Below are 14,660 nucleotides of genomic sequence, written 5' to 3'. Positions count from 1 at the left end.
CTGCGCTGGGACCAGGTTCGACAGACGATCACCACACGCCGCAAACATCCGCCTGGCGTGAGCCGGCCTCACGCCATGTGGCAAATCCGTGGATCTAGTCCTTGATTCGCGCCAATTCCTCATCCACCGTCGTCGGGTCGAGTTTGCGGAACACTGGGGCCGGGGCCTGTAAGCTCCTCCCCTCGGGAAGCTCCGTCGGTTCCCAGCGCTGGCCCACCTCATAGTCACCGGTGATGATCGGGTATCCCGCACCACCGTCCAGATCGTCGACCTCCGCGATGCGCGGGAGTGGTGAGTGTACCCCCTCCCCACCGAGCAATTCGTGAATCTTCTGCGCCGCGTGCGGCAAGAACGGCGAAAGCAACGTATTGCAGTCGGCGACAGCATGAAGCACGGCATTGAGAACCGTGCCCATCCGGTCGAGGTCGTCAGCCAGCTTCCACGGTGTCTGATCGGTGATGTACTTATTGACGACGCCTACGACCCGCATCGCTTCCTGCATCGCTGCTTTCTGCTTGTGCTGCTCGATGAGCGCGCCGATGGTCCCGAAGGCCGCTGTGGTCACCGCGAACAGGTCCTCTTCCGCCGCCGTGCGGTGACCCCGAGGCGGAACGGCACCGAAGTACTTGGCCGCCAAGGTGATCGACCGGTTGACCAAGTTGCCCCACCCGGCCACGAGTTCATCATTGTTCCGCCGCACGAACTCAGCCCACGTGAAGTCCGTGTCCGTCGACTCCGGACCGGCGACAGCGATGTAATAGCGCAGCGGATCCGGCCCGTAACGATCGAGTATGTCGCGGAGCAGAATCACAATTCCGCGCGATGTGGCGAACTTCTTACCCTCCATAGTCAGAAATTCGCTCGAGACGACCTCGGTGGGCAACGCCAGTGTCCCGTATTGCCCCGGTTCACCGCCTTTGTCGCCCTCGCCGTTGTAGGCCATCAGCTCAGCGGGCCAGATCTGGGCGTGAAAAGTGATGTTGTCCTTGCCCATGAAGTACCTGGACTTGACGTTGTTTTCAGCTGCCCACCACTCACGCCACTGATCCTCGGATGTGCCGAATCGGCGCGCCCACTCGATGGATGCGGACAGATAACCAACGACCGCGTCAAACCAGACATACAACCGTTTGTTCGGGTTCTCCTCCCAACCGGGCAAAGGCACCGGAATACCCCAGTCGATATCACGCGTCATCGCCCGTGGCCGAACATCTTTCAGCAGATTCAGCGCGAATTGCAAGACGTTCGGCCGCCAGTCCGTACGCGAGTGCAGCCACTTCTCCAGAGATCCGGCTAACGCAGGCAAGTCGAGGAAAAAGTGTTCCGTCATCTTGAAGATCGGCGTTTCGCCATTGATCCGGGATTTAGGATCGATGAGATCCTGCGGGTCGAGCTGATTTCCGCAGTTGTCGCATTGATCACCCCGCGCACCGTCGTAGCCACAGATCGGGCACGTTCCCTCGATATAGCGGTCCGGGAGCGTCCGTCCGGTCGAGGGCGAGAACGCACCCTGTGCTGTTTGGGCGATCAGGTAGCCGTTGCGGTGCGCGGTGAGGAACAGCTCTTGCGAAACCGTAAAGTGATTCCGCGTTGTCGTCCTGGTGAACAAGTCATACGAAAGACCGAGCCGCGTAAGATCGTCGACGATTACCCGGTTGTACCGATCCACCAGCTCCTGCGGCGTCACTCCCTCTTTCTCCGCCTGAACCAGGATCGGCGTGCCATGCTCATCGGTGCCAGAGATCATCAAAACCTCATGGCCCGCCATCCGCATGTACCGGCTGAATACATCAGACGGTACACCGAAGCCCGAAACGTGGCCAATGTGGCGTGGCCCGTTCGCATACGGCCAGGCGACTGCGGCGAGAACTTTAGGCATTCGTGTCTACTCTCCCCGGTGTTGCGTGGTTCAGCGCCGCAGCGAATGCTGTTGGTCAGACGGGCAAGTCTCTGCCAGGGCGCAGGTGGATCACAATGCTAACACCCGGGCGGAACCGAGCTCGAGCTGCAATCCCGGAAAGCACGGAGGCGCCTTTCGAGTACGAGCCGGGCGGAAAGGGCTCCCGCAAAGTCCGGTTTCAGCATGTCAGGAGTAGTTCGACGGTTCGGTTGAAGTCATGTGCGTGATCTCGTAGGGCTGCGGTGATGTCGGTGTGGCCGGCAAGGCGAAGCAGGCTGATGGCGGTGTTGCGGAGTGTGGCCATGAGCTGGATTCGATTGTCGTGGCCCGCGATCTGACACGACCGGCTAGACCCGTGGCGGTTCGATACCGAGTTCGCGCAGGCGGACGCAGTACCGCTCGACGTTTGCGAGCTTGATGTCCTCGTAGCCGCGTACCAGGTCGTATAGGCTCGCGGCCGCAACGGCGCGGTCGTAGTTCTCCGCGTCGAGGGTGTCGGCGAGAGTGGTCACCATCTCTGTGTAGTGCTCGAGCAGGGCGCGCTCGACCCGGCGCACGTGCGCGTAGCCGAACGGGTCGAATGTGGTGCCGCGCAGGCGCTTTCCTTTGGCCAGTAGACGCAGTGCGAAGTGGCTCCGGGGCCCGATGCCGATCTTCTTCTCGCGCCCCATCGCGCGCAGGATCGGCGGGTGCAGCCGGTAGGTCAGATTCGCACCGTCGGGCAGCTGCGCGGCGACGTCGTCGAGGAAGTCCGGATCGGTGAGCCGTCGCGCCACCTCGTACTCGTCCTTGTAGGCGGTGAACTTGTACAGGCCGCGCGCTACCTGCTCGCTGAACTCGGTGCGGTCGCCCACTCGGCTCTGTGCCTCCCAGATCCGCTGCACGGTACGCAGGTACTCGCGAGCAACCTTCGCGCTGTGGAATCCGATCAGCTCGGCGGCCCGCGACTCGACCAGCCGCCGGGTCTCCCCCGTCGCGGTGAGCCCCTCGAAAAGGCCTGCCGGAACAGCGATCTCGGACTTCGACCGCCGGTGCCGGGTGGTGGCCGCGGCGAACTCGTCCGGACGGGCGACCGCGACGCGTCCCCAGCGGAAAGCGGCGATGTTCGCCTCGACCGCGACGCCGTTGATCGCGATGGCCTCTTCGATCGCCGGGGCGGGCAGCCGCAGGCCGCCGATCTGGTAGGCGGCGCCCACCAGGAGGAAGTTGGCGGCGGCCGTGTTGCCGAACAGCGCGTCGGCCGCGGCCAGCGTGTCGAACGACCGCACCGAGCGCGACACCTGTGCCAGCCGGGACAGCAGCTGCCCCTCGTCCGGGTAGGCGACCGACTTGTCGTAGACCATGTCACCGGTCGGTGTCTTGCTGGTCGAGGCGACGGAGATGGTGACCGCCTTCGAGCCGTAGGCGAGATTCTTGTTGTCGGTGGCGGCGAGCAAGTCGAAGGCCACGATGCAGTCCGCCGAGGCGGGCGTCAGCCGGTTCGCCGGTTCCAGTTCGCCGAGCGCGAACCGCAGGTGTGAAACGACCGGGCCGGCCTTCTGGCTCATTCCGATCTGGTCCAGGCTCGCGACCTCGTAGCCGGCACGCACCGCTGCGGTTGCCAGCACCTGGTTCACGGTGACTATGCCGGTGCCGCCGATACCCGCGAGGAAAACGTTCTGCGTCGATGTCGGCGCGGCGGAGGTGAGTTCGGGCAGTCGCGGCGGCTCGGCATGCCGAATCCTGGTGCGCCGCTTCGTCTTCGCCGGATCGCGCAGCTCGACGGTGACGAACGACGGGCAGTCGCCGTCCAGGCAGCTGTAGTCGGTATTGCAGGAGGTCTGGGCGATCCTGGTCTTCCTGCCGAATTCGGTGTCCACCGGCTGGACCGAGAGGCAGTTGCTCTTGACCCCGCAGTCGCCGCAGCCCTCACACACCGCCTCGTTGATGATCACCCGGGTGCGACGCACCGGGAGTGTGCCGCGTTTGCGCTGCCGGCGCGCGTCGGCAGCGCAGTGCTGGTCGTAGATGAGCACCGTGACACCGGGAATTTCACGCAGGGTGCGCTGGGCCTCGTCGAGCCGATCCCGATGCCACAGTAGGGTTCCCGCCGCGAGATCGCGCTTGCGGTAACGCTTGGGTTCGTCGGCGCAGATGATGACTTGCCGGACACCCTCGGTGGTGAGCTTGTGCGTGAGCATCGGCACCGTGAGCGCGCCTTCGGCGTGCTGCGCGCCGGTCATCGCGACGACGTCGTTGTGCAGAAGCTTGAAGGTGATATTCACGCCAGCGGCGACGCACGCCTGCACGGCGAGCTGGCCGGAGTGGAAATACGTTCCGTCGCCGATGTTCTGGAACAGGTGCGGCACGTCGGTGAACGCGGCCTGACCGATCCACTGCGCGCCCTCACCGCCCATCTGAGTCAACCCGGTGACTTGGCTGTCGGTGCGGCCCGACATGGTCACCATGGTGTGACAGCCGATGCCGCCACCTGCCAGCGAGCCGTCCGGAACCGCGGTGGAGCGGTTGTGCGGGCAACCGCTGCAGAAGTAGGCGGCGCGCTTGGCGGGGAGGACGGACAGCGACAGCGGTTGCGGCAGAGCACGTTTCATGTCGACGTAGCCATCGAGTGCGCGGCGCAGCGGCGGAGTGATGCGTCCGGTGGTGAGTTCGCCGTCGGTCGCGAACAGCGGACGGCGCTCGGCGTCGCGTTTGCCGATGATCTCCGGTGCGCTCGGCGTGCCGTACAGGATGTCCCGGATCTGGGTTTCGACGAACGCGGTCTTGTCCTCGACGACGATCAGCCGCGAGAGCCCGTCGGCGAACTCCCGGACCCGCTCGGGTGCGACGGGGTACGGCATGCCGATGCGCAGTAGTCGCACTCCTGCGCGGTGCAGCGCGTCATCGTCTACCCCCAGATCGATCAGCGCCTGGCGGACGGCATCGAAAGTTGTTCCGGTCGCGGCGATTCCGACCGTGGCGCGGACCGGGTTCACCTCGATCACATCCAAGCCGTTGCGCGTGCTGTAGGCCTGCACCAGCTCCCAGCGCGGACCGTAGAGGTCGGCCTCGGCGAGCACACTATCGGCCGGCGCTGCCATCGGACGCTGGCGATAGGTGAAGGGGTGACCGTCCCAGCCGACCTCGGGCACGACGATGTCGATGTCGCCGACCGAACCCTCGACGGTCCACGCGCCGTCCGCGACATCGGCGACGATCTTCAGCGCCACAAGGCATCCCGAGGCGCGCGACAGGGCGACACCGTGCAGGCCCATGGTGATGACCTCGCGGGCGTTGCGTGGGAACAGCACCGGGATGTTCATTGCCGCCAGCGAACGCTCGCTCACCGCGGGCACGGTGGAAGATTTCGACGCCGGATCGTCGCCCACCAGAAGCAGCACGCCGCCGCGGGCGTTCGCGCCGTACATATTGGCGTGCCGCAGGGCGTCCGTCGCACGGTCGAGCCCGGGGCCCTTGCCGTACCAGACCCCGACGACGCCGTCATGGGTGGCATTGCCGTCGGGCAGATCCGCCTGGCTGCCCCACACAGAGGTGGCGGCCAGTTCCTCGTTCAACCCTGGGACGAAAGAGATGTCGTGCTCAGCGAGGACATCGGGCATCCCGGCCAGCATCTTGTCGACGCCGCCGAGCGGACTGCCCTGGTACCCCGACACGAACGTGCCGACCCTTCGCCCGGAGCGCAGGTCACGCACGTGTTGCTCGACCAGCTGCCTGGCGATCGCCTGGACACCCGTGAGGACAACGGTGCCCCCGCCGACGCGGTAACGGTCGGCAAGGTCATAGGGAGCTGCGATCAGATCGCTGTCAGCGAGCTCGGTCATAGCGATCCACCCGTCCGCTCGGCACCGATCGGGCACCTCGCATCATTGAGCACTTATTGCCGATATCCTGGCCCCGAAAGAACTGAACGCACAATAGTTGGTCACAAAATTGAGCAATCTGCCCAATTCATAGAGATCGAGATGAGCACCACCTATGCAGGGTGCGAGGTCGATGTACCGGCGCATACACACGCTATCGCGGGCGCGGCGAGCCGCGATGTCGCCCAAGCGAGCAGGCGAGCAGGCGAGCAGGCGAGCAGGCGAGCAGGCGAGCAGGCGAGCAACGATCTATCCCGACGCGATTCGCTGCGATACCCGCACCTAGAACGCAACCACATAGGCCTCACTCCCACTTCCGTGCACAGCGAGACCGAGCATTCCCCGTCCGCACCGCCGCGTCCGCGACAAAGTCGCCAGCATCGGCCGCTCCATACACAAGACCCCGAGGAGCCGCGAACACCGAAGCGCGAAGAGCAAACAAATAGACACCGCGCTCGCCACCCGACACAACCACCTCGGCCCAACCCACAGTTCCGWGCRCAGCGAGACCGTGCATTCCCCTGTYCGCACCGCCGCGTCCGCGACAAAGTCGCCAGCATCGGCCGCTCCACACACAAGACCCCGAGGAGCCGCGAACACCGAAGCGCGAAGAGCAAACAAATAGACACCGCGCTCGCCACCCGACACAACCACCTCGGCCCAACCCACAGTTCCGAGCGCAGCGAGACCGTGCATTCCCCTGTTCGCGGCCCGGCTCGCGTCCGAGCGGCCGCCGCGTCCGCGACGAAGTCGCCAGCGGCGGCCGCTCGGACGCGAGCCACCAGGGGGCCGCGAACCCGCCGCGCCCGCGCGGCCAAAGACACAGCGAACACGCAGCGCCGCGGGCGCTGCAAAAACAAGAGCTGTGTGAAGGTGGAGGAATGGGTATGCGGAGGAGGGTCGCGTCCGGAATCGTCGCGATGACCGCGGTCGCGGGGTTGACCGCGTGCGGTGGGCAGCAGGCCCCTCCGGCAAACTCGGGCATCACGCCCTCGACGGAGGCGGCCGGGGGTGCGCCGGCGGGGATGCCGGCCGACCTTGGTCCCCGGCACTACGCGGGCGGAACGATGGTCGTCGTCCCGCACTCCGCGGATCTGGAACCCAGTTCGGCGATGGCTTTCTCGGCATACGACATCGAGGACGGCATGGACAGACTCGCGATCCACATCCCGGGTCCGGTGGGCTGCTCGAGCATCGGATTCACGGCGCAGGTCGAGGAATCGGCCGAGCTGGTGAGCGTGAAGCTCATCCGCGGACTGCACCGCGGCATGCCGCCGTGCCAGGGAGCAAATCCAGAGCAAAAGCGTGAGTACGGCGTGGTCGTGATCAATCTGCAACATCCGCTGGGCAACCGGGCGGTGTTGAGTCTCGCCTGAACGGGCAATATTCCGTTCGATGATGTCTTTCGAAGCGGAGTAGCGTCACATCTTCGGCTATCGCCTATCCCAAAGCCGAAGGGCTGTGCTAATCTTCAGCAAACATTTTGCATTCGCTCCGGCTGCCGTTGCCTTCTTTCGATCCACGCAGTGAACGAGGTGGTTCGCTGCGACTTCCCATACCGTGCCGGTCCATCCGAAATACCGACCGCGGGAATGAGCCCCGTCGGTCGGTGTATCGGTGGCGGCTGACCTTCGAAGGAAAAACCGTGACCAGAGTCGTGTTCCGGATCGCGATCCTACTGTTGAGCATCTTCTCGGTCGGCCTGCTCGGGCCACCCGCGACAGCACAGCCACTGTATCCCACTCCGGACCCCGATCCCTTCTACGCCGCGCCGCCGAACCTTGCCGCATTCCAGCCAGGTGACGTGGTGCGCGCCCGCAGGATCGACAGCGGTCCTTACACGGGGACCGACGACTGGCAGGTGGCGTTCCGCTCCACCAACTCACAGGGCAATCCCGTCATGGGAGTCACAACCGTCCTGCTTCCCCCCGGGGTGCAGAACCCGCCGCTGGTCTCTTACCAGGCGTTGATCAATTCCCTCGGCACCCGGTGCAGCCCGTCGCGCTCGCTGTTCAACGGCGAATTGGACGACGCGGCCGGCATGATGCTGCCCATCAGGCGAGGCTGGGCGGTCTCGGTCCCGGACTACTTGGGCCCCACCTCCGCCTACAGCGCGGCGCGACTGAGCGGAATGATGACCCTCGACAGCGTCCGGGCCGTGCGCAAAGTCGCCGAGCTCGGTCTGGCCGACTCCCCGGTCGCCCTCGCCGGCTACTCGGGTGGCGGTCTTGCCACCGCGTGGGCGGCCGCGATGCAACCCACCTACGCGCCGGACCTGCACCTCACCGCCGCCGTCGCGGGCGGCATCCCCGCCGACCTCGGGGAGATGGCACACGCGCTCGGCTTCAACTCGCACCCCGGGTTCGGCCTGGCCTTCGCCGCGGCCATGGGGCTGGAACGCGAATACCCGGACCGGGTGCCGGTCTCCGATCAGCTCAACGAAACCGGGCTGTGGTTCCGGGATCTCACGCGCGATGCCTGCCGCCGGTTCCTGCTCAACGAGGGCGCCTTCCGCAGCGCGGAGCAGATGGCGGCGTCCAAGAACCTGATGGACAGCCCGGAGGTGCTCGCCGTACTGCGGGAGAACAGCCTGCGCTACTTCGAGGGTGTGCCGACCGTTCCGACCTTTATCTGGCAGGGCCGCTTCGACACGCTCACCTCTTTCGGTCCCGTCGCCGAGGTCGCCAACCGATATTGCAGGGCAGGGGCCCGGGTACTGTTCCACCCCTACGAGATCTCCGAGCACATGACCACGGCCGTCGCCGGATTCGCCGAAGCATGGAACTACATAGACGCCAGGTTCCGCGGCGAACCCGCACCGATCAACTGCTAGCCGTACCGGAACACGCGGCCCCGGAGAGACCTGCTCCGGGGCCGCTCCACGTGCGGTTCAGCTGAAGGATCGAGATGCTAGGCCCACCGCGCCTACATGAGCACCCGCCTGGCCGCGGAAAGGGGCTGGTACGGCAGAGGCGGGTCCCCTCGGCCAGACCAGGATCGCGCCGTCGCGCGGCTGCTGGTCGCTCTCGCCACCGGACGACCGTGCCCCGCGTCAGGCTGTGAAGTGCAGCGTCCATTCACCGCGATAGTGCAGACGGGTGACGCTGCCCGGCGGAATGTCGATCCGCCAGAACGATTTCGGCGGGGCGTCCAGGGTCACCAACAGCGCCGCCCGAATGACCGCCGGATGGGTGACCGCGATGGTGGACTTTCCCTCCGCCGCGACCTGCGCCAACCAGTACCTGGTCCGCTCGATCACATCCACCACGGACTCGCCGCCGTGCCCACGGAACGCGGGGTCGGTGAGCCAGGCGTACAGCTCGTCCTGCGGCACCGACATCAGTTCCCCGCCGCGCCACGCGCCCGCGTCCAGATCGCGCAGCCGGGTGTCCTCGTCGCCGGGCAACCCCAGCAGGGCGGCGGTTTCCACGGTCCTGCGCTCCGGTCCGGTAAGCACCCGCGCGGCGGTGAGTGGCCCACACTCCTTGATAGCCCGGCGGCCGGCCTCGGTCAGCGATTCGTCGACCGGAAAACGTGCCTTTCGCATCGCCTCGGTCATACCATGGCTGACCAGGTCGACTCTGAGCACCTTTTGCACGGATCGAAGCGTACGGCGCGACGCCGACGGCCGTACTTCGATTGCTCCCGCTTCGGCCGTGGAACGGTCCGGACGTGCTTGTCGGTGGCCGGGTGCACACTGATGCCATGGCCCAGTTCTCCCGTGCGACCCAGGAGTGGTTCGACGGCGCGTTCCCCGGGCCGACGTCCGCTCAGCTCGGGGCGTGGGATGCCATCGCGGCGGGCGACCATACGCTGGTCATCGCGCCGACGGGGTCGGGCAAGACGCTCTCGGCCTTCCTCTGGGCGATCGATCGGCTGGCGACGCGAGAACGGCCCGCCGAGAAGACCGGGACCTCGGTGCTCTACGTCTCCCCCTTGAAAGCACTCGCGGTGGACGTGGAGCGCAATCTGCGGGCGCCGCTGGTCGGCGTCACGCAGACCGCCGAGCGGCTCGGACTCGATCCACCGCGGATCACCGTCGGAGTCCGCTCGGGCGACACCAGCGCCGCGCAGCGCCGGTCCATGCAGCGCACCCCGCCGGACATCCTGATCACCACGCCGGAATCGTTGTTCCTGATGCTCACCTCGGCGGCACGGGAGACGCTGCGGGATGTGGGCACGGTGATCGTCGACGAGGTGCACGCGATCGCCGGTTCCAAGCGCGGCGCGCATCTGGCGTTGTCGCTGGCCCGGCTCGACCTGCTGACCAGGCGACCAGCACAGCGGATCGGCCTGTCCGCCACCGTGCGGCCCCCGGAGGAGGTCGGTCGGTTCCTGGTCGGCGAGGCGCCGATCAGGCTGGTCGCACCGCCCGCGCCGAAGACGTTCGACCTGTCGGTGCGCGTTCCGGTGCCGGACATGACCGAGCCGGGCGACTCCGACCAGCCGGGATCGATCTGGCCGCACGTGGACGAAGCGATCGTGGATCTCGTTCTGGAACATCGGTCCTCGATCGTGTTCGCGAACTCCCGCAGGTTGGCCGAACGTCTCACAGCCAGGCTGAACGAGGCCTATGCGGCGCGGCTCGGCGAGCCGGTGCAGACCGTGCCCGATGCGGCGCGCGCGGGGCCCCCCGTGGTTACGCAAGCTGCCGCCTACGGGCCCGGCGCGCGCGCCGGGCACAAGCCGCCCGCCCAGCTCGGGCCGTCCACCGAGGTGATCCAGGGCGCTGAAGCGCTGCTGGCGCGGGCGCACCACGGTTCGGTGAGCAAGGAACAGCGCGCGCTGATCGAAGACGACTTGAAGAGCGGACGGCTGCGCTGCGTCGTCGCGACCAGCAGCCTGGAGCTCGGCATCGACATGGGCGCGGTCGATCTGGTGGTGCAGGTGGAGGCGCCGCCTTCGGTGGCGAGCGGGTTGCAGCGGATCGGGCGGGCCGGACACCAGGTCGGCGAGATCTCGCGCGGGGTGATCTTCCCGAAGCATCGCACCGACGTCATCCATTGCGCGGTGGCCGCCCAGCGGATGGCCGCGGGGCGGATCGAGGCGATCCAGATCCCGGCGCACCCGCTGGACATCCTCGCCCAGCAGACGGTCGCCGCGTGCGCGCTCGACCCGATCGACGTCGACGCGTGGTTCGAGGTCGTGCGCGGCACGGGAAGTTATGCGTCACTGCCACGTTCGGCCTACGAGTCGGTGCTGGACCTGCTGTCCGGCCGGTATCCCTCGGACGAGTTCGCCGAGCTGCGGCCCCGGCTGGTTTGGGACCGCGACGCGGGAACGCTCACCGGGCGGCCCGGCGCGCAACGCCTGGCCGTGACCTCGGGCGGAGCGATTCCGGACCGCGGCATGTTCGCGGTGTACATGGTCGGTGAAAAGGCTTCACGGGTTGGCGAACTCGACGAGGAGATGGTCTACGAGTCACGGGTCGGCGACGTGTTCGCGCTCGGTGCGACGAGCTGGCGGATCGAGGAGATCACGTTCGACCGGGTGCTTGTGACGCCCGCGTTCGGACAGCCGGGCCGGTTGCCGTTCTGGCACGGTGACGGGCTCGGGCGGCCCGCGGAACTCGGTGCGGCGCTCGGTGAGTTCGTGCGCATGGCCGGACAGGAGCGTGTGTCCGAGTCGTCTTCGGTGGTAGGAACGCGAAATCCGGTGCGACGCAAGGGCATTTCCGTGTCAGGGCGGTCGAAATCCCCGGACTCGGCGGCGCCCCATGTATCAGCACCCGGTTCGGTCGCGCCGGGCGCAGTAGCCGTCGGTTCGGTGAATTCGGCTCGCGCGCGAGCCGAGCGCGCGGAACCCGGCCGCACGGCCGACACTCCCGCTCAGCGGCGATCGCGGCGAAAATCCGCCGATCCCGGAGCAGGACCGGCGCAAGACAGCATCACACAACTCATGGGCTCGGCCGGCCTCGACGACAACGCGACAGCGAACCTGATCGCGTTGCTGGACGAACAGCGCACCGCGACCGGACATCTGCCCACCGATCGCACCCTGGTGGTGGAGCGGTTCCGCGACGAACTCGGCGACTGGCGACTGGTCCTGCATTCGCCGTACGGCCTGCCGGTGCATGCGCCGTGGGCGCTGGCCATCGGGGCGCGGCTGCTCGAGCGGTTCGGTGTGGACGCCACGCCGAACGCCTCCGATGACGGCATCGTCGTGCGGCTGCCCGATACCACCGACGATCCGCCCGGCGCCGAGCTGTTCGTCTTCGAGCCCGACGAGATCGACGACATCGTCACAGAGCAGGTCGGCGGCTCGGCGCTGTTCGCTTCCCGGTTCCGCGAGTGCGCGGCGCGCGCACTGCTGCTGCCCCGCCGTGACCCGGGCAAGCGCGCCCCACTGTGGCAGCAGCGTCAGCGCTCGGCCCAACTGCTCGACGTGGCACGCAAGTTTCCCGAGTTCCCGATCCTGCTGGAGACGGTGCGCGAATGCCTGCGCGACGTCTACGACCTGCCGTCGCTGCGCGACCTGCTCGGCCGGGTGGCGCGACGCCAGGTGCGGCTGGTCGAGGTGGCGACCGCGACGCCGTCACCGTTCGCGAACGCCCTACTGTTCGACTACATCGGGCAGTTCATGTATGACGGGGACAGCCCGTTGGCCGAGCGCCGCGCCGCCGCGCTCTCGCTCGACTCCGGGCTGCTCGCCGAACTGCTCGGCCGGGTCGAGCTGCGCGAGCTGCTGGACGCCGCGGTCATCGAGCAGACCGAACGGGAGTTGCAGCGGCTCACGCCGGAACGCCGCGCCAGAGACGCCGAAGGCTTGGCGGATCTACTGCGGCTACTCGGTCCGCTCACCGCAGCCGAGGCCGCCGAGCGCTGCGATGAGGACCCGGCCGCATGGTTCGCCGGCCTCGTGACTTCGCGTCGGGCACTGGAGGTTTCGTTCGCGGGCCGGAACTGGTGGGTGGCGGTGGAGGACGCGGCGCGGCTACGCGACGCATTGGGGGTGCCGTTGCCGATCGGCACGCCGTCGGCCTTCATCGAGCCGGTGGCCGACCCGCTCGGTGATCTGGTCGGCCGCTACGGCCGCACACACGGCCCGTTCGGCGTCGAGGCGGTCGCGGCACGGTTCGGTCTCGGCACCGCCGTCGCCGCCACCGCGCTGCGCCGGCTCGCCGCCGAAAAGCGGGTGGTGGAGGGCGAATTCACGCCCGCTGCCACCGGCTCCGAATGGTGCGACGCGCAGGTGCTGCGCCGGCTGCGCCGCCGGTCGCTCGCTGCGGCCCGGCACGATGTCGAGCCGGTCTCGACCGCCGCGCTCGGCCGCTTTCTTGCCGCATGGCAGCACATCGACACGGGCGAGTTGCGCGGCGTCGACGGCGTGGCGACCGTCGTGGAACAGCTGGCGGGCGTGCCGATTCCGGCGTCCGCCTGGGAATCGCTGGTCCTGCCCGCGCGGGTGCGCGACTACTCCCCCGCCTTGCTCGACGAACTCATGGCGACCGGCGAGGTGATCTGGTCCGGTCACGGCGCCATCACGGCCAAGGACGGCTGGATCGCCCTGCACTTGGCCGACCAAGCCCCGTTCACCTTGACGCCATCGGACGAGATCGACCTCTCGGAGATTCAGTTGCGACTGCTCACCGCCCTTGGCGCGTCCCTGGTGCCGAGGACTCCACTTCCTCCCACCCAGGACCCGATCGGCCGAGCACCGGTGTCACTCGACGAACCGGATCCGCCCGGCGAGGCCGTGGAAGACTTCCGGATGCCCACGGATTCGACCGACCAACGCTCGGCGCGCCGCAGGCCGCAGAACGCTCGCGACTCGGCGAACCATGCACAGGAATCCGACGGGAGCGGGCCCGGCTCCATGAGCGCGAATCGGGACGCCGCCGGACGACGATCACCGTCCGAATACTCCCTGGCAGGGTGGTTGGACGCTTCCGCATCCAGCGCCCCTCAACTCGTACCGGTGCCGCAGGCCGGCGGCGCGTTCTTCTTCCGACAACTCTCGGACGCGACCGGCCTGCTCGACGACAGTGCGGTAGCCGCTGCGCTATGGGAATTGGTCTGGGCGGGCATAGTTTCCGGCGACACGTTTGCCCCCGTGCGTGCGCTGCTGTCCGGCACGACGCGGACCACCACCGCGCACCGGACACCGCGGCGCGCGCCGCGCGGTCGGGCCTACCTGCCCCGACCGAGCATGCCGACCCGATCCGGCCCGCCCGCGGTCGCTGGGCGGTGGTCGCTGCTGCCGGAGCGGGTATCGGACAACACCGTGCGCGCGCACGCGACAGCGGACCTGCTTCTGGAGCGATACGGGGTGCTGACCAGAGGCTCGGTGCAGAACGAGGGTGTGCGCGGCGGCTTCGCGCTGATGTATCGGGTGCTCACCGAGTTCGAAGATCGCGGGCGCTGCCGCCGAGGCTATTTCGTCGACTCGCTGGGCGGCGCCCAGTTCTCCACCACCGACGTGGTGGACCGGCTGCGCTCCTTCGACACCGACCGCGCTCGTCCCGACTCCAGGCAGCCGACCGGTACGGTGCTGGCACTGGCCGCGTGTGATCCCGCGAACCCGTACGGCGCCGCGCTGGCCTGGCCGAAGGGCAACGTCGAGGGCGGACATCGGCCGGGACGCAAAGCCGGCGCCCTCGTCGTGCTCATCGACGGTGAACTGGTCCTGTACCTGGAGCGGGGTGGCAAGACCCTGCTGACCTTCACCGAGGTCCCGGAGGCTCGCCGCCGCGCCGCGCAGGCGCTGGCCGACCTGGTGCATCGCCGCCGGGTGGACTCGCTGGTGATCGACCGCGTCGACGGCGACACCGTGCACGGCAACACCTTCGCCGGTTTCCTCACCGAAGCGGGCTTCTCCGCCACCCCGCGCGGGCTGCGCCTGCGGAGCCGCCCGTGAACCCGCGCACCCGGGCGAGCCGCGGTGCCGACGCCCCGGAACCG

The 14,660-nt window shown here is 67.7% G+C and carries 5 protein-coding genes and 2 pseudogenes; 4 read left to right on the top strand and 3 right to left on the bottom strand.

What is annotated here, in order from left to right:
• Nucleotides 1-94: 94 nt before the first annotated feature.
• Together metG and AB4Z47_RS10265 are read right to left on the bottom strand one after the other, a co-directional pair.
• A complete protein-coding gene (metG, locus tag AB4Z47_RS10270) occupies nt 95-1,879 on the bottom strand; it encodes a methionine--tRNA ligase (RefSeq protein WP_441949811.1) in 1,785 nt (594 codons plus the stop codon).
• A 368-nt stretch (nt 1,880-2,247) separates the two neighbouring features.
• Complete coding sequence (locus tag AB4Z47_RS10265; protein ID WP_441949809.1) at nt 2,248-5,721, bottom strand: indolepyruvate ferredoxin oxidoreductase family protein; 3,474 nt, start codon at nt 5,719-5,721, stop codon at nt 2,248-2,250.
• Nucleotides 5,722-6,647: 926 nt separating this feature from the next.
• Here AB4Z47_RS10265 and AB4Z47_RS10260 point away from each other — a divergent pair.
• Both AB4Z47_RS10260 and AB4Z47_RS10255 read left to right on the top strand, forming a co-directional pair.
• Nucleotides 6,648-7,136 carry a hypothetical protein gene (locus tag AB4Z47_RS10260; protein ID WP_441949808.1) on the top strand — a complete coding sequence of 163 codons (489 nt, stop codon included), beginning with the start codon at nt 6,648-6,650 and terminating at the stop codon, nt 7,134-7,136.
• 281 nt (nt 7,137-7,417) lie between these two features.
• The gene (locus AB4Z47_RS10255) at nt 7,418-8,593 is read left to right on the top strand and encodes a lipase family protein (protein WP_441949973.1); all 1,176 of its coding nucleotides are present in this window, start codon (nt 7,418-7,420) and stop codon (nt 8,591-8,593) included.
• Between the two features lie 219 nt (nt 8,594-8,812).
• Here AB4Z47_RS10255 and AB4Z47_RS10250 read toward each other — a convergent pair whose 3' ends face one another.
• On the bottom strand, nt 8,813-9,358 hold the full coding sequence (locus AB4Z47_RS10250) for a histidine phosphatase family protein (RefSeq protein WP_441949806.1): 546 nt from the start codon (nt 9,356-9,358) through the stop codon (nt 8,813-8,815).
• A 107-nt stretch (nt 9,359-9,465) separates the two neighbouring features.
• Here AB4Z47_RS10250 and AB4Z47_RS10245 point away from each other — a divergent pair.
• Nucleotides 9,466-13,377 (top strand): annotated as a pseudogene (locus AB4Z47_RS10245) (Lhr family ATP-dependent helicase); the annotation flags it as partial.
• A gap of 309 nt (nt 13,378-13,686) precedes the next feature.
• Nucleotides 13,687-14,616, top strand: a pseudogene (locus AB4Z47_RS10240) (Lhr family helicase); the annotation flags it as partial.
• Nucleotides 14,617-14,660: the final 44 nt, after the last annotated feature.

Origin of the sequence: Nocardia sp. 2TAF39, assembly GCF_052114905.1 — a bacterium.
GTDB lineage: Bacteria > Actinomycetota > Actinomycetes > Mycobacteriales > Mycobacteriaceae > Nocardia.
This window is presented reverse-complemented; position numbering and strand designations above follow the sequence as displayed.

Coding starts and splice junctions, on each gene's coding strand:
- metG (WP_441949811.1), bottom strand. CDS start 1,879: ATGCCTAAAGTTCTCGCCGCAGTCGCCTGGCCGTATGCGAACGGGCCA.
- AB4Z47_RS10260 (WP_441949808.1), top strand. CDS start 6,648: ATGCGGAGGAGGGTCGCGTCCGGAATCGTCGCGATGACCGCGGTCGCG.
- AB4Z47_RS10265 (WP_441949809.1), bottom strand. CDS start 5,721: ATGACCGAGCTCGCTGACAGCGATCTGATCGCAGCTCCCTATGACCTT.